The sequence below is a fragment of the Pseudomonas sp. GL93 genome, from assembly GCF_003408955.1.
GTDB classification, from domain to species: domain Bacteria; phylum Pseudomonadota; class Gammaproteobacteria; order Pseudomonadales; family Pseudomonadaceae; genus Aquipseudomonas; species Aquipseudomonas paracarnis.
Map to the genome: position 1 here is coordinate 51,362 of NZ_NKRF01000075.1, position 24,468 is coordinate 75,829.

Genomic DNA, 24,468 nt, shown 5'->3' on the forward strand with positions numbered 1-24,468 from the left:
CGGGCAGGCTTTTCATGCCGCCGGACAAAGCAGGCATAATACCGCGCCTTTACCCGTCAACCGGTAGCCCCGTGAACCCAACGCCCGCTGTGAATACCTTGCGCCCCTCGGCTTGTCCGGGGTTGCTGCGTATTGTCCAGGCGTTGGACGGCGGCATTTGCCGGGTCAAATTGGCGGGCGGCGCGATCACCGCCGCCCAGGCTTACGCTGTGGCGGACGCAGCCCAGGCGTAGGCGGGGGGGGTGATCGAGGCGACCAACCGCGCCAACCTGCAGATCCGCGGCATCGGCGCCGAGCAGGAAGCGTTGATCGCCCGGCTGCTGGCGGCGGGCCTGGGCCCCAGCAACGCGGGCGGTGACGACGTGCGCAACCTGATGCTCAGCCCCAGCGCCGGCATCGACCCGCAGATGCTGTTCGACACCCGCCCGCTGGCCGCGCAGATTCTCGCCACCCTGGAAAACCATCCGCGTTTCCATGAACTGTCGGCCAAGTTCGCGGTGCAACTTGATGGCGGGGAGGACCTGGCGATGCTCGAACATCACCACGACCTGTGGCTGTCGGCCTTCGTACAGCATGGCGAAACCCTGCTTGCATTCGGCCTGGCCGGCTGTCCGGGCCTGGATGCGCCCCTGGCTGCTGTGCCATTGGACCAGGGCCATGGGTTGGTGGTGGCTGTGCTGGAAGCTTTTCTGGACCTCGCCACCCCAGAGCAAACGCGTATGCGGCATTTGCCTGTGGATAACGTACTGAGCCATTTGCGCTTGCCGTTACTGCCAATTGACGGCTTCACGCGCCCGCCCAGCGACCCGTCGCTGCAGGTGGGCACTTATCCACAAGCGCAAAAAAATCAGTTTTATGTCGCCGCCCTCGCGCCTCTGGGCCGCCTGGACCCGACGATGCTCAAGGGCGCCGCACAACTGGCCAGTGACTATGGGGACGGCACCTTGCGCTTCACGCCCTGGCAGGGCGTGCTGGTGCCCAACGTCGAAAAGCCTCACGCCGTGACCGAGCGCCTGGCGCAACTGGGCTTTATCTGCTCGGTGGCGCACCCGCTGGCGCGCATGATCGCCTGCACCGGTTCCAGCGGCTGCGCAAAAGGCCTGGCCGACACCAAGGCCGACGCCGTGCAGCTGGCCGCCCTGCAACCGGGGGGTGGGGTGCACCTGTCCGGTTGCCCGCGCTCCTGCGCCGCCGCGCACACCGCGCCCGTCACCTTGCTGGCGGTGAACCCCGGCCACTACGACCTCTATTTTCGCGATGCAGCCCAGCCAGGTTTTGGTCGGCTGCACGCGCGCACTCTTTCCATTGAAGCGGCGGGCGCCCTGTTGCGCGCTCGTCCACGGAGCAACACCGATGATTGATTACATCCGCGACGGTCAGGAGATCTATCGCAACTCCTTCGCCATTATTCGCGCGGAAGCCCAGTTGGACCGCATCCCGGCTGATTTGGAAAAACTCGCGGTGCGGGTGATTCATGCGTGCGGCATGGTCCAAGCCATCGACGGCCTGCAATTCTCCGAAGGGGCCGGCAAGGCCGGGCGTGACGCGTTGGCCGCTGGCGCGCCGATTCTGTGCGATGCGCGGATGGTCTCCGAAGGCGTGACCCGCGCACGCCTGCCAGCCAATAACCAGGTGATCTGTACCCTGCGTGACGACAGCGTGCCGGAGCTGGCGCGCGAGTTGGGCAATACCCGCTCTGCCGCCGCGCTGGAACTGTGGCGCCCGCATTTGGAAGGCAGTGTGGTGGTGATCGGCAACGCGCCGACCGCGTTGTTCTACCTGCTGGAAATGCTCGACGCCGGCGCGCCGAAACCGGCGTTGATCCTCGGTTTCCCGGTGGGCTTTGTCGGCGCCGCCGAATCCAAGGCGATGCTCGCCGCTGACAGCCGTGGGGTGCCGTTCGTTATCATGCAAGGCCGCCTGGGTGGCAGTGCCATGGCGGCCGCCGCCGTCAATGCCCTGGCCACGGAGGTCGAATAATGCAGGTGCGCGGACGTTTGATCGGCCTGGGCGTCGGCCCCGGTGACCCGGAACTGATTACCCTCAAAGCGCTGCGCCTGCTGCGTGAATCGCCGGTGGTGGCGTACTTCGTGGCCAAGGGCAAGAAGGGCAACGCCTTCGGCATCATCGAGGACCACCTGGTACCGCAGCAGACCCTGATGCCGCTGGTGTACCCGGTGACCACCGAAGTGCTGCCCGCGCCGCTGTCCTACGAGCAAGTGATCAGCGACTTCTACGACAACGCCAGCCTCGACGTGGCCGCGCACCTGGACGCGGGCCGTGATGTGGCGGTGATCTGCGAAGGTGACCCGTTCTTCTACGGCTCCTACATGTACCTGCATGACCGCCTGGCCGAGCGCTACGACGCCGAGGTGATTCCAGGCGTGTGTTCGATGCTCGGTGGCGCCTCGGTACTCGGCGCGCCGTTGGTGTATCGCAACCAGAGCTTGTCGGTGCTCTCGGGCGTATTGCCCCATGAGGATCTCAAGCGCCGCCTGGCGGATGCCGATGCCGCGGTGATCATGAAGCTGGGGCGCAACTTCCCGAAGGTACGCCAAGTGTTGGAAGAGCTGGGCCTGGCCGAGCGGGCGCTGTATGTGGAGCGCGCCACTATGGCCAACCAGAAGATTGTGCCGCTGGACCAGGTGGACCCGGCGTCTTCGCCGTACTTCTCACTGATCATCGTGCCCGGTGAACGGTGGCAAGGTTGATGACCCCGGCGATTGTGATTCTGGGCCAGGGCAGCCTGGCGACTGCGCGCAAGCTCCAGCAGGTTTACCCCGGCGCGTTGATCCACGGCCTGGCCACACGGGTTGAGGGGGCAGACCGCACCTACAGCGAGTTCGGCGCGACCTTGCGTCAGCTCTATCAGCAGGGCACACCACTGATTGCCTTGTGCGCCGCGGGCATTGTGATCCGTACCCTGGCGCCGTTGCTGCTGGAAAAGGGCGAAGAGCCCGCCGTGCTGGCCGTGGCCGAAGACGGCAGCGCGGTGGTGCCGTTGCTCGGTGGCCTGGGTGGCGTGAACCTGATGGCGCGCGACATTGGCGCAGCACTCGGCGTGTCTGCCGCCATCACCACCAGCGGCGAGTTGCGTTTTGGCACCTGCCTGCTCAACCCGCCGGCGGGCTATCAACTGGCTGACATTGAGCTGGGCAAACGCTTTGTCTCCGACCTTCTGGCCGGTGAAAGCGTGCGTATCGAAGGCGCGGCGCCATGGCTGGAGGAGGCTAATCTGCCTCAGGACCAACAGGCGCGCCTGACGATTCATGTGGGCAGTGCCGAGCGCACACCGGCAGCCAACGAATTGCTGATTTATCCGCAGAATGTCTACGTCACCTGCCGGCCGGGTGCGCAGTTGGCCGAGCGTGTGCGCACGGCGTTGCAGGAGGCGGGCGTGGCCGTGCAATCCCTGGCCTGCCTGCTGGCCAGCGATCTGCAGATGGCTGACGCGTCCTTGCATGAAGCCGCGTCGGCCTTGGGTGTACCGTTGCGGTTTGCCGCGCTGAGTCCCGTTGCGGACATCAGTATTACCGTGGCCGAGCAGCCCTTGGACCTGTCACAGGTTGGGCGCCCCCGCGGGCGTCTGGCGGTGATTGGCCTGGGCCCAGGCGCCGCCGAACTGATGGTGCCGGCGGTGAAGGCGGAACTGGTGCGTTGCACCGATGTGCTGGGGTATGAAACCTACGTGCGCATGGCCGGGCCGTTCCGGGACGACCAAGTGCAACACTGCACCGACAACCGGGAAGAAATGCAGCGCGCCCGCCACGCCTTCGAGCTAGCCGCGCAAGGCCGCTCGGTGGTGGTGGTGTCCTCTGGTGACCCGGGTGTATTCGCCATGGCCGCGGCGGTGATCGAAGCGTTGCATGAGTCCAGCGAGCCGGCCTGGCATCAGGTCGACCTGGAAATCCTGCCAGGGGTTTCCGCTTCGCTGGCCACCGCTGCCCAGGCGGGCGCGCCGCTGGGGCATGACTTTTGTGTGATGTCGCTGTCGGATAACCTCAAGCCCTGGTCGATCATCGAAAAACGCTTGGACCTGGCTTCCCAGGCCGACCTGGCCTTGGCGTTCTACAACCCGATCTCGCGGTCGCGGCCTTGGCAACTGGGGCGCGCTCTGGAGATCGTCGCGCTGCATCGCACGCCACAGACGCCAGTGGTGCTGGGCCGTGACATCGGCCGCCCAGGCCAGACCCTGCGCGTCACCACCTTGGGGCAACTGACGCCCGAGCAGGTGGACATGCGCACCATGGTGCTTATCGGTTCATCCACCACCTGTGTGTTCCCGCGTGCGGGTGGCGGCGAGTGGGTGTACACACCACGTTGGTATGGCGACAAACCCAACTCCTGAAAACAGCCCCGTTGGCTGCCGGAAAGCTCCGAATAACCCAGGGATTCCCCTGGCGTTGTTCGGGGCTTTTTCTTTTTTTTGCGATGAAAGCCGCACGCCTGCCCGCCGCGCCTTGTCATTGCTGGGCGCTGGTTTTGTGCGGGGCGGGCCAAGGGATGTTTGTCGCATGGAAAGCCCGCCGCTCCCTGGACTAGTGTGCAAGCAAGCCCCATGTGGGGTGCTTGTGGAGAACAGAAAATGGAGCGACGTCACAGAAGGATTAACAGTAAAAAAAGGCGCAAGCTGATTGCCGCCTACAAATTGCCGGGCGCGCCTGCCAGGCAGGCCTCGGCAGTGTTGGATCGCGAGGATGATTGCAATGCGGCCGTGGTCAACAACGGCGTGATTTCGTTTGCCGAAGGCTTGTCGGCGTTGAACCGCGAATACGTACGCAAAAGCTATCTGCTGGCCAGCAGTTATGTGAGCGATGTACTGAACGTCCAGCGCGGTAGCGAGGCGTGGTACGAGGAATTTATCAAGGTGATGGTCAGCCTGGGGTGGCTGCCGCTGCGCAGTCGCTTTGAGCGGGTCTCGCGTGCGGGCAAGGGCCTGACGGTGCAACTGGCGGCGCTGAATATCATCGCCTCGATGCTGACATCGACGGCGCTGTCCGGGCCACTGCTCAGCGCACTGCCGAAGTTGGCCGCCGATGCGCTGGACGCATTGAAGCGCCAGCCAGCGTCTTTCGAGCTGTTCAAGCGCAATTGCGCGGTGCATGAGGGCGGCGATTTCGGCCTGGCCTCCTGCGCTGAAACAGACGGCGAGTTGATCATGGTGCTGGTGACCTACAGCACCCATGGTGTGGATAAACAGGTGGGCCTGCCGTTCCTGGAGTGGGACAGCTCCTCGTTCGAGGCCTTCAGCGGGCAGACTTGCCTGGTGCTCAATACCTCGATGGTCAACGAGAAAACCATCCAACTGATGCGCGAAAGCGCCGGTGACAAAGTCGAAATGGCTATCGCCAAATACCGGATCTAGGGCACCAGGTAGCCGCGTACCCCGGTAAAAATGATTTGTGCGGCCAGGGCGCAGACGAACAGGCCCATCAACCGGCTGACAATCTGTAAGCCCTGGTCGCCGAGAATGCGTTCGATACGGTTGGACAGGTACAGCACCACGCCCACCGTCAGGCTGGCCAGGGCAATACTGAGGATGGCGGTGAGCTTATCGTCCCAGTGCGGTTGGCTGACGCCCATCACCAGCAAGGCGCCAATGGTGCCGGGGCCGACGGTGAGGGGGATGGTCAGCGGCACGATGGTCACATCCTGCTGCACGTTGTCGGTCTGCACCGCCGACTTGCCCTGGGCCATGCCCAGGGCGGAGATAAACAACACGCTGCCGGCGCCGATGCGGAACGCGTCGACGGTAATGCCGAACACACTGAAAATCACCCGGCCAAACAGGTAGAGCAGCACGCTCGATACCAGGGTGGCCAGTGCGACTTTCCACGCCAGGCGCCGACGCTCCTTGCTGGAGTAGCCACGGGTCAGGCTGATAAAGCAGGACAGCACAAAGAACGGGCTGTAGAGCACCAGCATCTTCAGGTAAACGCTGAATAACACATGGAGCATGGGGGCGGCTCGCGGGCGGGGAAAGTGTGGAGGAGTCTATCCGACACAGATCAAATGTGGGAGCTGGCTGATCGTTCCCACGCTCTGCGTGGGAATGCATCCAGTGACGCTCTGCGTCGCGCTCAAGCAGGACGCGGAGCGTCCCGGGCGGCGTTCCCACGCGGAGCGTGGGAACGATCATCAGGAAAGGGTGCTGTGCTCAGGGCGCTGTTGGCGCTGCGCCACCCAGTAGTCCACCAGCTCGCGCAGCTGCGACAGTTCCACCGGCTTGGCCATATGCCCGTCCATGCCTGCCTGGCGTGCGCGTTCTTTGTGTTCCGACAGGATGTGCGCGGTGAGCGCCACCACCGGCGTGCGCACGCGTTGGTGGCTGATTTCCCACGCCCGCAGTTGCTGCGTGGCGGAGAAACCATCGAGGATCGGCATCTCACAGTCCATCAATACCAGGTCGTAACGCTGGGCTTTCATTGCCTGCAGCGCTTCTTCGCCGTTGCTGGCGGTGTCCGGGTTGAGGTTGAGCTTGCCGAGCATGCCGCGAATCACTTTGGTGGAGATGCTGTTGTCTTCGGCTACCAGGATGCGGAAATCGCTGGGCACGGTGATGGCTGCCGGTGCGCTGGGGGCCGGGCGTGCAACGAGGGCGCCTTTGCTGCGCTGGGTCAGCTCATCGGCCAGGGTGGTCTTGAGGGTATAACCCGCCACTGGCTTGGCGAGAATGCGCTTGATGCCGCAGTTGCGCGCAATGATCTTGCTCGGCGCGTTACTGATGCCGGTGAGCATGATCAGCAGGATGTCGTGGTTCAGGCTCGGATCTTCCTTGATCTTCGCCGCCAGTTGCATGCCTGTCATGCCGGGCATGTTCTGGTCCAGCAGCACCACGTCAAAGTAATCCCGCAGGTGCGCCTTGGTACGCAGTAGCGCCAGGGCCTCCTTGCCCGAAGGCGCGGCGCTGACGTTCAGGCCCCAGGCCGTGCACTGCTGCACCAGCACTTTGCGGCAGGTGTCGTTGTCGTCCACTACCAGCACGCGGGCGTCCTTGAGCGGGCCGTCGAGGTCGCTGGTCGGATGTTCCAGGCGTTCCGGGTCCAGGGGCAGGGTCAGCCACAGGGTGCTGCCCTGGTGACTGCCGCTCTTGATGCCGAACTCGCCGTTCATCAACAGGATCAATTGGCGGGCAATGACCAGGCCCAGGTGGCCGCTCAAACGCGTCGCCGAGAGGAAGTTCTTGCTGTGCAGTTCGCTGTGCAGCAGGGCGTCGCGTTCGGCGGCGTCCATGGGCACGCCGCTGTCTTGCACGGCAATGCGCAGGCGTGGCTTGGTGCTGCGCTCATCCAGGGCGACAACGATCAGTACTTCGCCTTCATCGGTTTTGTGCAGGGCGTTTTCCAAAAGGCTCAGCAGCGCCTGGCGCAGCCGTGTCGGATCACCGCTGATCACCCGTGGCACCTGAGGCTGGATAAAGCTGATCAGCTCGACATTCTGCTGCTCGGCCTTGGCGCGGAAGATGCTCAGGCAGTCCTCGATCAATGCATTGAGGTCGAACTGCACATCATCGAGTTCGATCTGGCCGGACTCGAGCTTGGAAATGTCGAGAATTTCGTTGATCAGGGTGAGCAACTCATTACCGGCGCTGTGGATGGTCTGCACATAGTCGCGTTGCTTCACCGACAACGGCGTGCCCAGCAGCAACTCGGTCATGCCCAGCACTCCGTTCATGGGTGTGCGGATTTCGTGGCTGATCTTCGCCAGGAACTCGGCCTTGGCGGCGATTTCGGCGTTGCTGGCCGCCAGGTCGCGGCTCAGGCTGAAGCGGGTTTCGACAATGGCGCGCTGGCGCTCGCCGAGGGCCAGGCTCATCAGCAGGCCGCTGAGGCAGATAAAGCTCAGCAGGGGGACGATCAGGCCTTGTGGCGCCACCAGGGTGAGGCCGAGCAGGGCGGGCAGGATGATCAGCGTGCCGATGTTGAACACCACCATGGCCGCCACGAACAAGCGCGCCGGGCGGTAGCCTTTTTGCCAGTGATAGGCCGAGACGAACAGCATGCTCAGGCCCGCCAGCGCGACCAGCGCATAGGTGATGATGTTCAGCGGCAAGGTGTTGACGAACAACAACAGCAGGCCGCACAGGATGATCAGCAGGATGTCGGCGATCAACACTTTGTTCAGCGGGTGCGGGCCCAGGGGCATGAAAAATCGGTAGGCAAACATCAGCCCGCAGGGTGCGGTCAGCAGCAGGGCGAGGTAGGCGCCAGGGGTCTGGATCGCGTGCCAGTTCGGCAGCCACGGCCCCACCAGGTTGAGCAGTAGCGCCAGGCTGAGCATCAACAGGAATTCGCACGCGGCCAGCCACAGGCTACTGCGCGAGCGGTGGTAGGCGAAGCGCGTGAGGTTGTGCAGGATCAGCATCGACAGCACGCCGAACAGCAGACCGTAGATCAATGTCTGGTTCTGGTTGGCAGCGGCCAGCACCGCCGGTTCCAGAGTGATGTAAGGGCGCAGTTCGTGTTCCGAGACCAGGCGCAGATACACCTCAAGGGGCCGAGGGCTCTGGGGCATCGGTAACATGAAGTCACTGCTGGGCAACGGGCGCTCAGCCTGGGGTTGGCGAGTGCCGGTGATTTGTTGCTCTACCAGGGTGTCGCCGTCCAGCACGTACAGGCTCAGGCTGGACAGGTCCGGGGCGAACACCCGCAGCACTTGTTCGTGCTTGCCGGGCTGCAGCCTGAAACGCACCCACAACGCACCGTCCGGCTGCGCGGCGGTGATCCGGTCCAGTTCGATGGGGCTGAATTGATTGGTATAGCGGGCGGAACGGATGTCGCTCAGTTGCAGGTCGGCCTGTTCATCAAGCAATACCGCCCAGCCACTGCCTTGCGCGGCGGCCTGGGCCGGTAGCAAGCAGAGCAGGGTCAGCAGACTGATTGTGAAACCTATGGCGATCCTGAGCCAGCGCACGGCGAAATCCCTTCGGTAGGTGGATGCACGGGTTAACTATGCGCGGGGCGACAGGGTACGGCAAGGGCCAAAGGCCCTTACCTAACCGAACGGATAGCTACTGCAAGTGTAGCTGCTCAGTTGTTCTCACCGCGTTCGCGGGCAATGGCACGGTAGCCAATGTCGGTGCGGTAGAAGCAGCCTTTCCAGTCGATTTTCGCCGCCAGTTTGTACGCCTGTTGTTGCGCGGTATCGACACTGGCACCCATCGCGGTGGCGCACAATACGCGGCCACCGGCGGTTACAACTTTGCCGTCCTTGAGCGCGGTGCCGGCATGGAACACTTTGCCTTCCAGCGCAGCGGCCGCGTCGAGGCCTTCGATCACATCGCCCTTGGCGTAGTCGGCAGGGTAGCCACCGGCCGCCAGCACAATCCCAACGCTAGGACGTGGGTCCCATTGCGCTTCGACCTTGTCCAGGGCCTGGGCGAGGGCGGCTTCCACCAGCAGCACCAGGCTCGATTGCAGGCGCAGCATCACCGGCTGGGTTTCCGGATCGCCGAAGCGGCAGTTGAACTCGATGACTTTCGGGTTACCGGCTTTGTCGATCATCAGGCCGGCGTAGAGAAAACCGGTGTACACGTTGCCTTCATCCGCCATGCCGCGCACGGTTGGCCAGATCACCAGGTCCATGACGCGCTGGTGCACGTCGGCGGTTACAACGGGCGCCGGGGAGTAGGCACCCATGCCGCCGGTGTTCGGACCGCTGTCGCCGTTGCCGACGCGCTTATGGTCCTGGCTGGTGGCCATCGGCAATACGTTCTTGCCGTCGACCATCACGATAAAACTGGCTTCTTCGCCATCGAGGAATTCCTCGATGACCACGCGCGAACCGGCGTCACCAAAGGCATTGCCGGCGAGCATGTCGCGCACGGCGTCTTCGGCTTCCTGCAGGGTCATGGCGACGATCACGCCTTTACCGGCAGCCAGGCCATCGGCCTTGATCACGATCGGTGCGCCTTTCTCACGCAGGTAAGCCAGGGCCGGTTCGATCTCGGTGAAGTTCTGGTAGTCGGCCGTGGGGATCTTGTGGCGGGCCAGGAAGTCCTTGGTGAAGGCTTTCGAGCCTTCCAGCTGGGCGGCGCCCGCGGTAGGGCCGAAGCAGTCCAGGCCACGGCTGCGGAACAGATCGACGACGCCGGCAACCAGCGGCACTTCCGGGCCGACGATGGTCAGGGAAACATTCTTCTCGGCAAAATCTGCCAGCTGCTCCAGGGCCAGCACGTCGATGGCGACGTTTTCGCATTTGGCTTCGATGGCGGTACCGGCGTTGCCGGGGGCGACGAAGACTTTCTGCACGCGTGGGTCCTGGGCTACTTTCCAGGCCAGGGCGTGTTCACGGCCACCGCTGCCAATGATCAAAACATTCATTTCAAAAACCTCGGATGACGCAAATTCGGGGGGCACTGTTGGCTGTTTTCCTGTGGGAGCCGGCTTGCCTGCGATGCGGGCGCCTCGGTGTGTCAGTTGCACCGAGGTGATGCTATCGCAGGCAAGCCAGCTCCCACATGAAGCCAGTGCCCGCTTGAGATCAAATCAATCAGTGGCGGAAGTGGCGCATGCCAGTGAAGACCATCGCAATGCCAGCTTCATCAGCGGCGGCGATGACTTCTGCATCACGCATCGAACCGCCCGGTTGGATCACGGCGGTCACGCCGGCTTTCGCAGCGTTGTCCAGGCCGTCACGGAACGGGAAGAACGCATCGGAAGCCATCACCGAACCCACCACCTGCAAACCGGCGTGCTCAGCCTTGATCGCGGCGATACGTGCCGAGTTCACGCGGCTCATCTGGCCAGCGCCGACACCGATGGTCTGGCGGTTCTTGGCGTAGACGATGGCGTTGGACTTGACGTATTTGGCCACTTTCCAGGCGAAGATCAGGTCGTTGATCTCTTGCTCGGTTGGCGCGCGCTTGGTTACGACTTTCAGGTCCTGGCTGCCGATCATGCCGATGTCGCGGCTCTGTACCAGCAGGCCACCATTGACGCGTTTGTAGTCCCAGGCCGCAGCGCGGTCTGCCGACCACTCGCCACAGGCCAGCAGGCGCACGTTGGCTTTGGCGGCGACGATGGCGCGGGCTTCTTCGCTGACGCTTGGGGCGATGATGACTTCGACGAACTGGCGCTCGACGATGGCCTTGGCGGTCTCGGCATCCAACTCGCGGTTGAAGGCAATGATGCCGCCGAATGCGGATTCGGTGTCGGTGGCGTAGGCCAGTTCGTACGCCTGGCGGATACCGCCTTCAGCGTCCGGGCTGACGGCCACGCCGCATGGGTTGGCGTGCTTGACGATCACACAGGCCGGCTTGACGAAGCTCTTCACACATTCCAGCGCAGCGTCTGTATCGGCGACGTTGTTGTAGGAGAGTTCTTTGCCTTGCAGTTGAGTGGCGGTGGCGATACCCACTTCGGCCGGCTTGGCTTCCACGTAGAACGCCGCGCTCTGGTGCGGGTTCTCGCCGTAGCGCATTTCCTGAGCCTTGATGAACTGGCTGTTGAAGGTGCGCGGGAACTGGCTGCGGCCTTCTGTGCTCAAGGTATCCGCAGCTTGATTCACGGTGCCCATGTAGTTGGCGATCATGCCGTCGTAGGCGGCGGTGTGTTCGAACGCCTTGAGCATCAGGTCAAAGCGCTGGGCGTAGGTCAGGCCACCGGCCTTGAGGTTTTCCAGGACGTTGGTGTAGTCGCTGGCGTTGACCACGATGGCCACGTCTTTATGGTTCTTGGCCGCCGAGCGCACCATGGTCGGGCCGCCGATATCGATGTTTTCGATGGCGGTCGGCAGGTCGCAGCCTGGCTTGTTGATGGTGGCTTCGAACGGGTACAGGTTAACCGCCACCAGGTCGATCGGCTTGATGCCGTGCTCGGTCATGATGGCGTCGTCGATGCCGCGACGGCCAAGGATGCCGCCGTGGATTTTCGGGTGCAGGGTCTTGACGCGACCGTCCATCATTTCTGCGAAACCGGTGTAGTCCGCGACTTCTACTGCGGCCACGCCGTTGTCCTGCAGCAGTTTGAAGGTCCCGCCCGTGGAGAGGATTTCCACACCCAGGGCTTCCAGCTCCCGGGCAAATTCGAGGATCCCGGTCTTGTCGGAAACACTGATCAAGGCACGGCGGATCGGCAGGCGGGTGGTCTGGTCGGTCATCTCAATTTCCATCAAAAGCAAAGGAAGTCAGCAAAAAAGGCGACCGGTTTTACGCGGGCGCCTTTCTGGTTTGATTGAATGCTTACAGCAAATCGTACTGCTTGAGCTTTTTGCGCAAGGTGCCACGGTTGAGGCCCAGCAGCTCACTGGCTTTGGTCTGGTTGCCCTTGACGTAGTTCATCACGCTTTCGAGCAAGGGCGCCTCGACTTCGGAGAGCACCAGGTTGTACACATCCGTGACGGAAGCGCCCTCAAGGTGGGCGAAATAATTGTGCAGCGCCTTCTCGACACTCCCGCGAAGGGTCTGGCCTTCTTCGCTCGGCGTGTTGAGGTGCTGTTTCAAATTGACATTGTCGCTCACGGGTGTTGTTCCACTCACTAAAGTCTCGGTCATCATCGTCATGCGGCCACCCCTTCTCCATCCCCTGTTCCCAGGCTCTTGTCGCGTCCGGCGAAGAACTCACGAACGGTGGCGACCTGTGCCTGCGTTTCATCCAAACGATTGAACTGAGCGCGGAATTCCTTGGCGCCCGGCAAGGTGGCGAGATACCAGCCGACATGCTTGCGAGCAATGCGTACTCCCATCACGTCCCCATAGAAGGCGTGCAGGGCGGCCAGATGCTCTAGCAGAATACGTTCCACCTCGACCAACTCTGGTGCCGGCAAGACTTCACCGGTACGCAGGAAATGCTCGATTTCACGAAAAATCCACGGCCGCCCCTGGGCGGCCCGGCCAATCAACAAACCATCGGCACCGGTCGCGTGCAGCACGCGCCGGGCTTTCTCGGCACTGTCGATGTCGCCATTGGCAAAGACGGGCATGGACACAGCCTGCTTGATCGCGGCAATGGTGTCGTACTCGGCTTCACCGGTGTAAAGGTCGGCGCGGGTGCGGCCATGCACCGCCAGCGCTGCAATACCTGCCTGTTCAGCGATCTTCGCCACGGTCAGGCCATTCTTGTTGTCCCGGTCCCAACCGGTACGAATCTTCAGGGTCACCGGCACATCCACTGCGCCGACAACGGCCTGCAGGATCTCGGCGACCAACTGCTCATCTTTCAACAGCGCGGAACCGGCGGCCTTGTTGCAGACCTTTTTGGCCGGGCAGCCCATGTTGATATCGATGATCTGTGCACCCAGCTCCACATTGGCCCGGGCTGCATCCGCCAGCATCTGCGCATCGCCCCCGGCGATCTGCACCGAGCGTGGCTCGGGATCACCTTCGTGGATCATGCGCATCCGCGACTTGCGGGTGTTCCACAAACTCATGTCGCTGGTAACCATTTCAGAGACTACTAGACCCGCGCCCAAACGCTTGCACAGCTGACGAAAGGGCTGGTCGGTGACACCCGCCATCGGGGCGAGGATCAAGCCGTTTTGCAATGTGTATGGGCCGATGCGTACCGCCGACATAGGACTTCCCTGTTGTGGGGCCGGATCATTAGAGTTCGAAAAAGGGTTGGCATGATACCCGCTCTCGATGACGGGTTAAAGGCTGAATTGGATAAAATCTGAACAGTTACTTTTTTATCGCCATCGGTTTGGTCGACGGCGGCCAAGTCAATAATCCGCCGTCAAACCTCGGTGGGCGCGCCGTTTCACTCGGGTGAATGGAAGCTCAGGCTGTAATTTACGGCTTTGTTGCCGGGGTCCAGGATGTCCAGGGAGATGTGGATCGGCGTCTGCGAGGGCATTTCGCTGACGCCGGCCAACTCGCCGCTCAGGTATTCGGCCGGCTTGAAGCGACGACTGGCAATCAGGCTGCCGTTCAAGTCCGCAAAGCGCAGCTCCAGCAGTGGGAAGGGCTGGGAGAAGGTCGCGCGGTTATAGAGGATGGCATCCACCACCAGTGCCCCGGCGAACTCGGGGTGGCTGCGCACCACCAGGTTGCTGCTCTTGATATGGGTAATGTCGACCCGCGATGGCACCGTACATCCCAGTTTCGGGCACAGCGCCTGGAACCATGGGCGGTAGGCGTCCTGGCGGGCCAGGTCGTCGAATTGGTAGGCGATGTACTGGCCGGCCAGGCCGGCGGCGGCGAGTACCACCAAGAGTATCCAGAGCAGACGGCGACCCCAGCCTGACGGACGCTTCTGCGCGTACAGGTGCAGGGGGTCGTCTTCCAGGTCCTGGAGCAACTCGTCGTGTACACCGGCCTCCGTTCGCGCGCGCTTGCGTCGCGCGAACGCGCGGTCTTCGGGTTCAGGCTCGTCGTGCTCGTCGCGGGTGGGTGTCAGCGGCGGGTCGAGGTCGTCATCCACGGCAGTGGTGTACAGAGCTGGTTCGTCATCAAGTTCGTCGACGTGGGCCGACATGGACGGTTCGGTGCGCTGTTTGGACGCAGGTGCCTTAACCGGCTCGGGCTCTTCTTCTGGTGCCTGGGTGCGCTCTTCGGGTGGCTCGCTGAACAGGCTGGCCGCCCATTTTTCTTCCTCGGCCTTGACCGTGTCGCGGCTGGCACTGAAGGACTCTTCCTTTTGCCGACGGTCGGCGCCTGGCTGGCGACGTTCTGCGCCCCCTGCCTGGGTGTGCTGGATCTCGCGACGTTCCAGCCTCGCCAGTTCCTTGTCCAGGTTATCCAGGTCCAGCTCTTCGGCCGTCCACTGCTTCTGGCTGATGGCCCGCGGTGGCTCGGGAGGCGTTTCGACAGTCGGCTCGGTGGCCGGCTCGGCGCTGGTCGGCACTTCAGGCTCCGGCGCAGACGCCTGGGCCCGTTGCCCCAGCAACTGGCGGGCGGCGTTGAACACTTGCAGGCACGAGCCGCAACGCACCACGCCGCGGGCGACGCTTAACTGAGCGTGGCTGACGCGAAAACGCGATTGGCAATGTGGGCACTGGGTGACGAAACTGTCGGTCATGCGGCCATCCGATTCAGGCAAGCGCTCATTCTAGCGCCGACGACCGCTGATGCGTACCCAGCCATCACGGTTGGCGATCGGGTCCAGCTCGAAGTCCTTGGCGTAGGCCGCAGCCACGTCTTCACCTTGCTCAGCGAGGATGCCCGACAGCGCCAGGCGCCCGCCCGGCTTGACCAGGCTCGACAGTTGCGGCGCCAGCGACACCAGTGGCCCGGCGAGGATGTTGGCCACCAGCACATCGGCCTGAACCTGGGGCAGGTCCTCGGGCAGGTAGAGTGGGAATTTGCCTTCGGCAATGTTGTTGCGCCCAGCGTTATCGCGAGAGGCTTCCAGGGCCTGCACGTCGATATCGGTGCCTACGGCCTCCTTGGCGCCCAGCAGCAGGGCGGCGATTGCCAAAATCCCCGAGCCGCAGCCGAAGTCCAGTACGTTGCTGTCGGTCAGGTCCTGGCCGTCCAGCCATTCCAGGCACAGGGCGGTGGTCGGGTGGGTGCCGGTACCGAACGCCAGGCCCGGGTCCAGCAGCAGGTTGACGGCGTTTGGCTCAGGAGCAGCGTGCCAGCTTGGCACGATCCACAGGCGCTGGCCGAAGCGCATGGGCTGGAAGTTATCCATCCAGCTGCGCTCCCAGTCCTGGTCTTCGATGACCTCGCTATGATGCTCGGGCAGCGGGCCACCGGTGAGCAGTTCCATATGGGCCAGCACGACGGCGGCGTCGGTGCCGTCTTCGAACAGGGCCAGCAAGTGGGTGTGGGACCACAGCGGCGTGGTATTGAGTTCCGGCTCGAAGATCGGCTGGTCTTCGGCGTCCATGAAGGTCACCGACACGGCGCCCACTTCGAGGAACGCGTCTTCGTAGGTTTCGGCTTGTTCTGGGCTGATGGCGAGACGGACTTGCAGCCAAGGCATGGCGGGCACCTTTGAAAAAAATGAATGTGCGGCGGGCAGGCCGCGAAAGCGCGCAAGTTTACGCGAGCGGCGGGCAGAAGACGACACCACTGACTGCACCCGGTCAAAATGTGGGGCTTGTGTGGGAGCCGGGCTTGCCCGCGATGCAGGCATCCAGGTTTTTCTGCCGGACCGAGGCGATGCCATCGCAGGCAAGCCAGCTCCCACACAAGCCAGCTCCCACAAGGTTTGGTGGTGTTTTTTGGGGCCCACAAACAACAAAACCGCCCGAAGGCGGCTTTGTTGGGTGGAGCACTTACTGGTTGGCCAGCTTGTGTTCCAGGTAGTGAATGTTCACACCACCTTCGCAGAAGCCTTCATCGCGAACCAGGTCCCGATGCAGCGGGATGTTGGTCTTGATACCGTCGACCACGATTTCGTCCAGGGCGTTGCGCATACGGGCCATGGCCTCGTCGCGAGTGGCGCCCCAGGTGATCAGCTTGCCGATCAGCGAGTCGTAGTTGGACGGAACCTTGTAGCCGCTGTACAGGTGCGAATCCACACGTACGCCGTTGCCGCCGGGCGCGTGGAAATGCTTGACCAGGCCAGGGCTTGGGATAAAGGTTTTCGGGTCTTCGGCGTTGATGCGGCACTCCAGGGAGTGGCCGTGCATCTTCACGTCGTCCTGGGTGAAGGACAGCACGTTACCGGCGGCGATGCTCAGCATCTCCTTGACGATGTCGATACCGGTGACCATCTCCGATACCGGGTGCTCTACCTGCACACGAGTGTTCATCTCGATGAAGTAGAAACGGCCGTTCTCGTAGAGGAACTCGAAGGTACCGGCGCCACGGTAGTTGATGTCGATGCACGCCTTGACGCAACGCGCCAGCACTTCCTGGCGGGCTTTCTCGTCCAGGCCCGGTGCCGGGGCTTCTTCCAAAACCTTCTGGTGGCGACGTTGCAGCGAGCAATCGCGATCACCCAGGTGGATGGCGTGGCCCTGGCCGTCTGACAGTACCTGGACTTCCACGTGACGTGGGTTGGTCAGGTACTTCTCCAGGTAGACCATCGGGTTGCCGAACCAGGCGCCCGCTTCGGAGCGGGTCTGCTTGGCGGCTTCGATCAGGTCTTCTTCCTTGTGCACCACGCGCATGCCGCGACCACCACCGCCACCGGCGGCCTTGATGATCACCGGGTAACCGACTTCGCGACCAATGCGCAGAGCGGTTTCCTCGTCTTCAGGCAGTGGGCCGTCGGAGCCTGGAACGGTTGGCACGCCGGCTGCGATCATGGCGTCCTTGGCCGAGACCTTGTCGCCCATCAGGCGAATGGTTTCGGCTTTGGGGCCGATGAAGGCAAACCCGGATTTTTCCACCTGTTCGGCAAAATCGGCGTTTTCCGCGAGGAAGCCGTAGCCTGGGTGGATGCCATCAGCGCCGGTCACTTCTGCCGCGGCGATGATGTTCGAGACTTTCAGGTACGAGTTCGTGGCCAGTGGCGGGCCGATGCAGATGCTTTCGTCCGCCAACTTCACGTGCATCAATTCGGTATCGGCCGTCGAGTAAACAGCGACGGTCTTGATGCCCTCTTCCTTACAGGCGCGCAGGATACGCAGCGCGATCTCGCCGCGGTTGGCGATCAGGACTTTTTGCAGTTTCTTCGCAGGTTTCAACATCGAAGGCGCTCCGCGGTTCAAACGATGGTGAACAGCGGCTGGTCGTACTCAACCGGCTGACCGTTTTCTACCAGGATGGATTCGATGACGCCGGCTTTTTCCGCGGTGATGTGGTTCATCATTTTCATCGCTTCAACGATGCAGATGGTGTCGCCCACTTTCACGGTCTTGCCCACTTCAACGAAGGCTGGCGAGGTCGGTGCCGGGGTGCGGTAGAAAGTACCGACCATTGGCGATTTGACCACGAAGCCATTCAGCGCAGGCGCGGCTGGGGCGGCAGGTGCAGCGGCGGCAGGCGCGGCAGCCGGAGCAGCAGCGGCTGGAGCCGGCGCTTGCATCTGTGGTGCGTAGAACTGTTGGGCCGGGGTCTTGCTGTGACGGCTGATCCGTACGGACTCTTCGCCTTCCTTGATTTCCAGCTCGTCGATACCGGATTCTTCCAGCAGTTCGATCAGTTTCTTAACTTTACGGATATCCATGAATCATCAACTCCCAAGGGTCGGTCAGGGGCGTTTAGCCTGTTCTTCAATGTGTTCCAGGGCGGCCTCCAGGGCCAGTCGGTAACCGCTGGCGCCAAGGCCGCAGATCACTCCTACCGCTACGTCGGAGAAGTAAGAGTGATGGCGGAAAGCTTCGCGTTTGTGCACGTTCGATAAATGCACTTCGATGAATGGGATGCTCACCGCCAGCAGCGCGTCACGTAATGCAACGCTTGTGTGCGTAAAAGCGGCGGGATTGATCAGAATAAAGTCCACGCCTTCGCCGCGCGCGGCATGGATGCGATCAATCAATTCATACTCGGCATTGCTTTGCAGGTAGAGCAAATGGTGGCCGGCAACACGGGCCCGTTTTTCCAGGTCGAGGTTGATCTGGTCCAGGGTCACTGCCCCGTAGACGCCCGGTTCGCGGGTGCCAAGCAGGTTCAGGTTGGGTCCGTGAAGAACCAGTAAGGTCGCCATTGGCTGTTCCTTGTTATTGGTGTGGGTGCGTCAGAACCCGGCGACTATGCCGCAAAGCCTTTGTGACTGTCCAGTTCTATGCAGTAGCCGGCACGATTAGCGAGGATTGCGCAAAATTTGTGACTGTGAGCCGGCATCTGGTCAGTGTGGGAGCTGGCTTGCCTGCGATGACGGTGTGTCAGTGGCGGATGAGTTGGCTGATCCTGCGCTATCGCAGGCAAGCCAGCTCCCACATTTTGGTCTTCATGGGGCATCAGATCGAGTCAGACGCGGAAGGCTTGCACCGCGGTAGTCAATTGCCCGCCCAGTACCAGCAGGTGCTCGCCCTGGCTACGGCCCTGGCTAATACGCAGTAAATTATCCTCACCCAATTGATGAATCCGCTCACTGTTGTCGCGTATCTCGCTCACGGCGCCACTCTGTTGCGCGGTCACATCGGCAATGCGTACGGCGGTATCCGAGATGGTCTGGATCGCCCCGACGATTGCATCCAGCGCACCATCCGCCGCCTGGGCCTGCTGGGCGGTGGCTTCGGCGTGTTCGACCTGGGCGCGCATGCCTTCAACCGACTGGTGCGCGGCGCTTTGCAGGCCGGCGATCAGGCCCTGGATTTGGGCGGTGGCACCGGCGGTACGCTGGGCCAGGGAGCGCACTTCGTCGGCCACCACGGCGAAACCACGCCCGGCCTCACCGGCGCGAGCGGCTTCGATAGCGGCGTTGAGCGCCAGCAGGTTGGTCTGGTCGGCAATCGAGCGAATCACCGTGAGCACGCCGCCGATGGTGGCGGACTCTTCGGCAAGTTTCTCGATCATCTGCGCGTTTTGCTGCACTTCGCCTACCAGCGCATGCAGCCCGGTGAGGCTCAGGCCGATCACACGCTGGCCTTGCTCCACCGCCTGGCCCGCACTGCGACTGGCCCCGGCGGCCTGGCTGGCATCGCCTGCGACTTGCTGGATGGTGGCTTCCAGCTCGCCGAGGGAATCACGGATTTGCGCGGTGTCGCCGGCCTGGCGCTCGGCGCCGTCGTGCAGGCCGCTGCTCAGTTCGGCCAGGGCGCGGCTGCTGCCCGCCACTTCTTCGGCATTGCCACGGATGGTGTCGACCAGGTCTACCAGATAGGTGCGCAGGCGGTTAAGGGAGGCCTCGATATCGTGCAGTTCACGGTTGGTCTTGCCCAGGGCAATCGGTTGGCTGAAGTCGCCTTCGGCCCAGGTCGACAAGGCCGGTGCCAGGTTGGTCAGCACGCGCGCCAGGCGGCGTTGCAGGGTGTCGATCAGCAATGCGATCAGCAGAATCAGGCCAATCATCACGCCCTGCATCACGCGTACTTCGCCCTGGATCCTGGCATGTTGCGCGCGCACCACGGGTTCCAGGCCGGCGATGGCTTGTTGTACGTTAGTGATTTTAAGGTGGGTGCTGGCGGCGAGATCGGCGCGTTGCTGGATCTGTTCACGGGTGCGTTGCAGCTCGGCGGGGTAGCGGGTCAGCAGGCTGTTGAGTTCGCGCTTGAGGTCAACACCGGTGTCCTGGGCTTCGTTTTTTTCGGTATTTTCCAGGCCCATCAACGCGGAAAAATCGTCGGTGTTGGATTCAGCGCTGGCCTTTATTCCCAATAGGGGCAGTTGCGCGAGCAGGTCGGCCTGGGTTCGCAGGTTAGTCACCTCCCGCTCGACATCCGCAGCCAACTCGGCGCGCCCGCTGCTGACCAGCTTGTCGCGGGCCAGGGACAGTTTGCCCAGGTGCTGTGAGGCGGCGAGCAGCGGCGACATATAGCGCGCAGCCTCTGCGGAATTGACGCCGCTGGCGTACTGGCTCAATTGCTCCAGGTTCGCGCCCAGTTCACGTTCGGCTTGCAGCAACAGCGCTTGCGGGTCGCCAGCCAATTTACCGGCGGCCAACAGGTCGGTCTTGCTGAAGGTCTCCAACTCCGCGAGGCTGGGCCGCAGGCTTTGCGCCAATTCGGGCGGCAGTTCGCCCAGTTGCAGCTGCAGGCTTTCCAGGCTCTGGGTGGCACTGCTCAGGCGCAGGGCATCGCCGCTGGCCAAGTAGTCCTCGATGTTTCGGGCAGCCTGGTTTTGAAAGACCTGGGACAACCCCAGGTAGCGCTCCATCAACAAGTACGGGCGCTCCAGCGCCCGTTGCGACCACCACAGCGTCGCGCCGAGGGCCAGGCACACGGCCACCAGCAGAAGGGTATTGAGATTGGTCAGCAGCTTCAGGCGCATGCGGGGTTTCAACCGACGGCAAGAGATAAGCGCCTGAATTTATTGCGTTTGTATTACAGCGTTATGACCGAATCGGTGGATTCTGGTGAAAAGATGGCACTTTGCTTTGATGTGCGAGCGGCTTGCACTCGATTGCGTCCGGCGTCCTTGGCGCGGTACAGCGCTTCGTCAGCCTGGGCGGCCATCATTAAACTGTCGGAACCGTCGCACAGCTCCACCAGGCCGGCGCTGAAGGTGCACCACAAATCCTGCGGTTGGGCAGGGTAGTGGATTTCTGCAAAGCGCCGGCGAATGTCGTCCAGCACCTTGCAGGCCGATTCCACGTCGGTGTCGGGCATGACGATGGCGAATTCTTCACCGCCGTAGCGCCCGATGTAATCGGTCTTGCGCAAACGCTGCTTGAGAAACAGTGCCAGGCTCTTGATCACCCGGTCGCCCATGGGGTGGCCGTGGCTGTCATTGACGCGCTTGAAGTGGTCGATATCGAGCATGGCGAAGCTCAAGGGCTTGTTCTCGCGGCGTGCGCGGAAGCTGCAATCTTCGAGCAGTTGCAGGATATGCGTGTGGTTGTACAGCCCGGTCAGGCTGTCGCGCACCATCCGTGCCTTCAAGTTGCGTGCACGTGACGCACGGTTGCGCACAGTGGTGATCAGGTGGCGCGGCTTGATCGGTTTGGTGAGGAAATCGTCACCGCCCTCGCTCATCGCATCCAGCTGTTTATCCAGGTCGTCCTCAGCCGACAGATAGATGATCGGCACGCTGACGTAGCGGTCGTTGTGGCGAATCACCTTGGCCAGTTCCGTGCCGGTACAGGCAGGCATGTACATGTCGAGGATGATCAGGTCGGGCTGGAAGTCCGCCAGCTCGGCCATGGCCTGGATCGGTTCGATCAAGGTGCGGGTGACAATGCCAGCACTGTTGAGCAGGCGTTCGGTGTGCAGCGCCTGGGCTCGCGAGTCGTCGATGATCAGCACTTTGTAGGGCTCATACTGGGCCGCACAGGTCAGCACTTCGATCTTTTCCAGCAGGCTTGAGGCTTCCAGGGTGCCGGTCAGGAACTCTTCGCCACCGGCGCGTACGGCGGCCAGGCGCGTTGGGGTGTCGGTTTCGTGCAGGCTGAAAAACAACAGTGGCAGCTTTTGCTCCAGGCCCTCCTGGGCCTCTGCCGCGAGCTTCAGGCCCTGGCCCGTGCCGCAGAAGTCCACGTCCATCACAATCGCTGACGGCAAACGCTCGGCCATGGACGTGTGAAAGGCAGCGACGCTGTCTAGGGCGTGGGCACTCATGCCAAAAAATTCGAGCTGCTTGGCCAGGCGCTCAGCGCGGTCATGGTCGGCGAGCATCACATAGATCGGCTTGCGCATTGGCGGCAGGAAGGTTTGCTCAAGCTGATCGCCCTGACGCAGGCCGGTGCGGGACAGGCGTTGCATCAAGCGGTTGAGCTCGGTGATCAGTTGGCTGCTCAGGCGGCCACGGTTCTCGTCCACGGCCTGCAAGGATTCACTGATATGCCGAGCCAACTGTGTGTGTTCGGGCTGTTCGAAACGTTCGGCAAAGCGTTGCAGGCGCAGGTTGGCTTCGCTGAGTTCGGAAAAGTCGGCGTTCGACCACTCGCTGCGTTGCAGGCGCTGCCAGATCTCAAGAATTTGACGTGCCTGATGAATTACCCGCTGGGCAAAGTGCTGCTTGAGACGCTCGCGGCTGGGGTCTTCTGGCTCGGTCATATCCTGACTACTGTGAGGGTGCATGCTGAGGTCGACTGATGGCTCTATGCTAGCACCTCTTTTCTGATAGATGAGTGTCATACGTCAATTAAGTCTGCGTGCCCGTGATTCAGTTATTGACCGGCTGGTCGCCCAGCGTAAAAGGTGTGCATCCTTTATAGTCCAAGCGCCCCGGTGCGCCACTTTCGTGTAAAAGCCCCGCACCGATGGGCACGATGGGGTAGGGTTGTGGTCGGAATGTCTGAACGCACCCGGACAATTGACGTGCATGAACTCAAGTGATTGAAAGGATATCGCCATGCTGGACTGGAAAAACCGCGAAGGCAGTGCCAAAGGCCCCGCCCCTGAGCCCAAGTCGGCCAACCGCAGCTATTTTCGCAACTTGCTGATGAGCCGGGCTTTGCTCAGCATTATCGGCCTGTACTTGCTGGTCACCGGTGGCCTGGGTTGGTACTGGAGCCAGGAGCCGGCGCTGTTTCCGGTCCAGCAGAACGCCCAACTGGCCGCCGAGAAGGAAGGCAAGCAGATGGTAGTGGGTTACACCACCGTCGAAACCCTCAAGACTGTGGTTGGCACCTTGCTGAACAAGCCGGGCGGCTACATCTCCAACGACCGTTTCCCACCGGGCTTGTGGATGGACAACATGCCGAGCTGGGAATACGGCGTGCTGGTGCAGGTGCGTGACCTCACCCGTGCCCTGCGTAAAGACTTCGCCCGCTCCCAGTCGCAGTCGGCTGAAGACGCTGACTTGGCCAAGGCCGAGCCGCGCTTCAACTTCGATAACAAGAGCTGGGTGCTGCCTTCCAGTGAGTCGGAATACCAGGAAGGCATCAATTCTCTGAGCCGCTACGAAGCGCGCCTGTCTGACCCGAACCAGCGCGGCGCGCTGTTTTATGCACGTGCCGACAACCTCAACAACTGGCTGGGCGATGTGGCCACACGTTTGGGCTCGCTGTCCCAGCGTCTGTCCGCTAGCGTGGGCCGGGTCAAGCTGAACACGGCGCTGAAAACCGAGGCGCTGGCGCCGGGTGAAGTGCCTCAAGTCGATGAAGAAGTGGTGGAAACCCCATGGATGCAGATCGACAACGTGTTCTACGAAGCGCGCGGCCAGGCCTGGGCGCTGTCCCATCTGCTGCGTGCCATCGAAGTCGACTTTGCCGACGTACTGGCCAAGAAAAACGCCACCGTCAGTGTGCGCCAGATCATTCGTGAGCTAGAGGCCTCGCAGGAACCGGTATGGAGTCCTATGATTCTTAACGGCAGTGGCTTCGGCGTACTGGCGAACCATTCGCTGGTGATGGCCAACTACATTTCCCGGGCAAACGCTGCAGTGATCGACTTGCGTCAGCTCCTCAACCAGGGTTGATGATGGACGCTACTCAAAAGGAGGCCGCACACCGAGCGGCCTCCGACGCTGAACTGATCTGCTGGGTCGACGAGCAGGACCACCTGCTCGGCCATCTGGTCAGGTCTGACCTGCGCCAGCGCGGCTTGATCGGCCGTTGCACCTTTATCTTTTTGTTCAATTCCAAGGGCGAGCTGTGCGTGCATCGGCGCACCTTGAGCAAGGCCCTGTATCCGGGGTTTTGGGATACGGCGGCTGGCGGTATGGTGGCGGCGGGTGAGTCCTATGCGTTGTCGGCAGCCCGTGAGCTGGAAGAAGAGCTGGGTGTCAGCGGTGTGCCATTGATTGAGCATGACCACTTTTATTTCGAGGATGGTGACAGCCGCCTGTGGTGTACTTCCTACTCTGCCGTATGGGACGGTCCGCTGTGCTTGCAGCCTGAAGAGGTCATGGAGGCACGCTTTCTGCCCATCAAAACGGTGCTTGCCGAGGCCGGGCAAAAGCCTTATTGCCCGGATGCTCAAGAAGGTCTGCGGCGCTATCTCGCCTCACGTCGCTAAAGTTGCATAAATTGGCGCCATTTGGCTCTTAGCAACTTCGCTTTTTGCCGTTACACTGCGCGCCTTTTCACCCGAACCGCTATTGTTTCACCCTGTAGGAGCGAGCTTGCTCGCGAAAAACGCCAAGACACC

Annotated in this window: 19 protein-coding genes and 1 pseudogene; 7 read left to right on the forward strand and 13 right to left on the reverse strand. The window is 62.1% G+C overall.

Annotation, left to right across the window (positions count from 1 at the left end; all coding sequences use genetic code 11):
- The first annotated feature begins 14 nt into the window (after positions 1 to 14).
- From cobG to CER19_RS13925, 5 genes and pseudogenes are all read left to right on the forward strand, one after another.
- Positions 15 to 1,361, forward strand: a pseudogene (cobG, locus tag CER19_RS13905) (precorrin-3B synthase).
- Positions 1,354 to 1,980, forward strand: coding sequence for a precorrin-8X methylmutase (locus tag CER19_RS13910; protein ID WP_116666825.1), 627 nt, complete (start codon positions 1,354 to 1,356; stop codon positions 1,978 to 1,980). Before cobG ends, CER19_RS13910 begins: the two are co-directional and overlap by 8 nt.
- Positions 1,980 to 2,711 carry a precorrin-2 C(20)-methyltransferase gene (locus CER19_RS13915; protein WP_116666826.1) on the forward strand — a complete coding sequence of 244 codons (732 nt, stop codon included), beginning with the start codon at positions 1,980 to 1,982 and terminating at the stop codon, positions 2,709 to 2,711. Before CER19_RS13910 ends, CER19_RS13915 begins: the two co-directional genes overlap by 1 nt.
- Positions 2,711 to 4,348: a precorrin-3B C(17)-methyltransferase gene (cobJ, locus tag CER19_RS13920; protein ID WP_116666827.1), complete on the forward strand. Its 1,638-nt coding sequence runs from the start codon at positions 2,711 to 2,713 to the stop codon at positions 4,346 to 4,348. Before CER19_RS13915 ends, cobJ begins: the two co-directional genes overlap by 1 nt.
- Before the next feature lie 237 nt (positions 4,349 to 4,585).
- A complete protein-coding gene (locus tag CER19_RS13925) occupies positions 4,586 to 5,365 on the forward strand; it encodes a hypothetical protein (protein WP_116666828.1) in 780 nt (259 codons plus the stop codon).
- Here CER19_RS13925 and CER19_RS13930 read toward each other — a convergent pair.
- The 13 genes from CER19_RS13930 to CER19_RS13995 all read right to left on the reverse strand — a co-directional run bounded on the left by CER19_RS13930 (position 5,362) and on the right by CER19_RS13995 (position 22,431).
- Positions 5,362 to 5,958 (reverse strand): MarC family protein, encoded by a 597-nt coding sequence (locus tag CER19_RS13930; protein WP_003171467.1) that lies wholly within the window; start codon positions 5,956 to 5,958, stop codon positions 5,362 to 5,364. The genes CER19_RS13925 and CER19_RS13930 overlap by 4 nt on opposite strands.
- Before the next feature lie 180 nt (positions 5,959 to 6,138).
- A complete protein-coding gene (locus CER19_RS13935; RefSeq protein WP_116666829.1) occupies positions 6,139 to 8,913 on the reverse strand; it encodes a hybrid sensor histidine kinase/response regulator in 2,775 nt (924 codons plus the stop codon).
- A gap of 116 nt (positions 8,914 to 9,029) precedes the next feature.
- Positions 9,030 to 10,322: a phosphoribosylamine--glycine ligase gene (gene purD / locus CER19_RS13940; protein ID WP_116666931.1), complete on the reverse strand. Its 1,293-nt coding sequence runs from the start codon at positions 10,320 to 10,322 to the stop codon at positions 9,030 to 9,032.
- 169 nt (positions 10,323 to 10,491) lie between these two features.
- Entirely contained in the window at positions 10,492 to 12,099 is a 1,608-nt protein-coding gene (purH, locus tag CER19_RS13945) for a bifunctional phosphoribosylaminoimidazolecarboxamide formyltransferase/IMP cyclohydrolase (protein WP_116666830.1), read from the reverse strand.
- Between the two features lie 82 nt (positions 12,100 to 12,181).
- Positions 12,182 to 12,502 (reverse strand): DNA-binding transcriptional regulator Fis, encoded by a 321-nt coding sequence (gene fis, locus CER19_RS13950; protein ID WP_002555375.1) that lies wholly within the window; start codon positions 12,500 to 12,502, stop codon positions 12,182 to 12,184.
- Positions 12,499 to 13,512 carry a tRNA dihydrouridine synthase DusB gene (gene dusB, locus CER19_RS13955; RefSeq protein WP_003188182.1) on the reverse strand — a complete coding sequence of 338 codons (1,014 nt, stop codon included), beginning with the start codon at positions 13,510 to 13,512 and terminating at the stop codon, positions 12,499 to 12,501. Before dusB ends, fis begins: the two co-directional genes overlap by 4 nt.
- A 185-nt stretch (positions 13,513 to 13,697) precedes the next feature.
- Positions 13,698 to 14,957, reverse strand: a complete 1,260-nt coding sequence (locus CER19_RS13965; protein ID WP_116666832.1) for a DUF3426 domain-containing protein — start codon at positions 14,955 to 14,957, stop codon at positions 13,698 to 13,700.
- A gap of 30 nt (positions 14,958 to 14,987) precedes the next feature.
- Positions 14,988 to 15,866, reverse strand: a complete 879-nt coding sequence (prmA, locus tag CER19_RS13970; RefSeq protein WP_116666833.1) for a 50S ribosomal protein L11 methyltransferase — start codon at positions 15,864 to 15,866, stop codon at positions 14,988 to 14,990.
- A gap of 295 nt (positions 15,867 to 16,161) precedes the next feature.
- Positions 16,162 to 17,523 carry an acetyl-CoA carboxylase biotin carboxylase subunit gene (accC, locus tag CER19_RS13975; protein ID WP_003188188.1) on the reverse strand — a complete coding sequence of 454 codons (1,362 nt, stop codon included), beginning with the start codon at positions 17,521 to 17,523 and terminating at the stop codon, positions 16,162 to 16,164.
- A gap of 17 nt (positions 17,524 to 17,540) precedes the next feature.
- Positions 17,541 to 18,002, reverse strand: coding sequence for an acetyl-CoA carboxylase biotin carboxyl carrier protein (accB, locus tag CER19_RS13980; protein WP_012721998.1), 462 nt, complete (start codon positions 18,000 to 18,002; stop codon positions 17,541 to 17,543).
- A 24-nt stretch (positions 18,003 to 18,026) separates the two neighbouring features.
- Entirely contained in the window at positions 18,027 to 18,482 is a 456-nt protein-coding gene (aroQ, locus tag CER19_RS13985) for a type II 3-dehydroquinate dehydratase (protein ID WP_073524980.1), read from the reverse strand.
- Positions 18,483 to 18,745: 263 nt separating this feature from the next.
- A complete protein-coding gene (locus tag CER19_RS13990; protein ID WP_116666834.1) occupies positions 18,746 to 20,707 on the reverse strand; it encodes a methyl-accepting chemotaxis protein in 1,962 nt (653 codons plus the stop codon).
- 53 nt (positions 20,708 to 20,760) lie between these two features.
- A complete protein-coding gene (locus tag CER19_RS13995; protein WP_116666835.1) occupies positions 20,761 to 22,431 on the reverse strand; it encodes a PleD family two-component system response regulator in 1,671 nt (556 codons plus the stop codon).
- A 298-nt stretch (positions 22,432 to 22,729) separates the two neighbouring features.
- Between CER19_RS13995 and CER19_RS14000 the strand changes: the two genes are divergently transcribed.
- Together CER19_RS14000 and CER19_RS14005 are read left to right on the forward strand one after the other, a co-directional pair.
- Positions 22,730 to 23,797 (forward strand): DUF2333 family protein, encoded by a 1,068-nt coding sequence (locus CER19_RS14000; protein WP_003188197.1) that lies wholly within the window; start codon positions 22,730 to 22,732, stop codon positions 23,795 to 23,797.
- Between the two features lie 2 nt (positions 23,798 to 23,799).
- A complete protein-coding gene (locus CER19_RS14005) occupies positions 23,800 to 24,336 on the forward strand; it encodes an NUDIX hydrolase (RefSeq protein ID WP_116666836.1) in 537 nt (178 codons plus the stop codon).
- The last annotated feature ends 132 nt before the right edge of the window (positions 24,337 to 24,468 follow it).

Bases quoted from the DNA above. Each gene is read 5' to 3' on its own strand.
- CER19_RS13910 (WP_116666825.1), top strand. From the start codon at position 1,354: ATGATTGATTACATCCGCGACGGTCAGGAGATCTATCGCAACTCCTTC.
- CER19_RS13915 (WP_116666826.1), top strand. From the start codon at position 1,980: ATGCAGGTGCGCGGACGTTTGATCGGCCTGGGCGTCGGCCCCGGTGAC.
- cobJ (WP_116666827.1), top strand. From the start codon at position 2,711: ATGACCCCGGCGATTGTGATTCTGGGCCAGGGCAGCCTGGCGACTGCG.
- CER19_RS13925 (WP_116666828.1), top strand. From the start codon at position 4,586: ATGGAGCGACGTCACAGAAGGATTAACAGTAAAAAAAGGCGCAAGCTG.
- CER19_RS13930 (WP_003171467.1), bottom strand. From the start codon at position 5,958: ATGCTCCATGTGTTATTCAGCGTTTACCTGAAGATGCTGGTGCTCTAC.
- purD (WP_116666931.1), bottom strand. From the start codon at position 10,322: ATGAATGTTTTGATCATTGGCAGCGGTGGCCGTGAACACGCCCTGGCC.
- purH (WP_116666830.1), bottom strand. From the start codon at position 12,099: ATGACCGACCAGACCACCCGCCTGCCGATCCGCCGTGCCTTGATCAGT.
- fis (WP_002555375.1), bottom strand. From the start codon at position 12,502: ATGACGATGATGACCGAGACTTTAGTGAGTGGAACAACACCCGTGAGC.
- dusB (WP_003188182.1), bottom strand. From the start codon at position 13,512: ATGTCGGCGGTACGCATCGGCCCATACACATTGCAAAACGGCTTGATC.
- CER19_RS13965 (WP_116666832.1), bottom strand. From the start codon at position 14,957: ATGACCGACAGTTTCGTCACCCAGTGCCCACATTGCCAATCGCGTTTT.
- prmA (WP_116666833.1), bottom strand. From the start codon at position 15,866: ATGCCTTGGCTGCAAGTCCGTCTCGCCATCAGCCCAGAACAAGCCGAA.
- accC (WP_003188188.1), bottom strand. From the start codon at position 17,523: ATGTTGAAACCTGCGAAGAAACTGCAAAAAGTCCTGATCGCCAACCGC.
- accB (WP_012721998.1), bottom strand. From the start codon at position 18,002: ATGGATATCCGTAAAGTTAAGAAACTGATCGAACTGCTGGAAGAATCC.
- aroQ (WP_073524980.1), bottom strand. From the start codon at position 18,482: ATGGCGACCTTACTGGTTCTTCACGGACCCAACCTGAACCTGCTTGGC.
- CER19_RS13990 (WP_116666834.1), bottom strand. From the start codon at position 20,707: ATGCGCCTGAAGCTGCTGACCAATCTCAATACCCTTCTGCTGGTGGCC.
- CER19_RS13995 (WP_116666835.1), bottom strand. From the start codon at position 22,431: ATGACCGAGCCAGAAGACCCCAGCCGCGAGCGTCTCAAGCAGCACTTT.
- CER19_RS14000 (WP_003188197.1), top strand. From the start codon at position 22,730: ATGCTGGACTGGAAAAACCGCGAAGGCAGTGCCAAAGGCCCCGCCCCT.
- CER19_RS14005 (WP_116666836.1), top strand. From the start codon at position 23,800: ATGGACGCTACTCAAAAGGAGGCCGCACACCGAGCGGCCTCCGACGCT.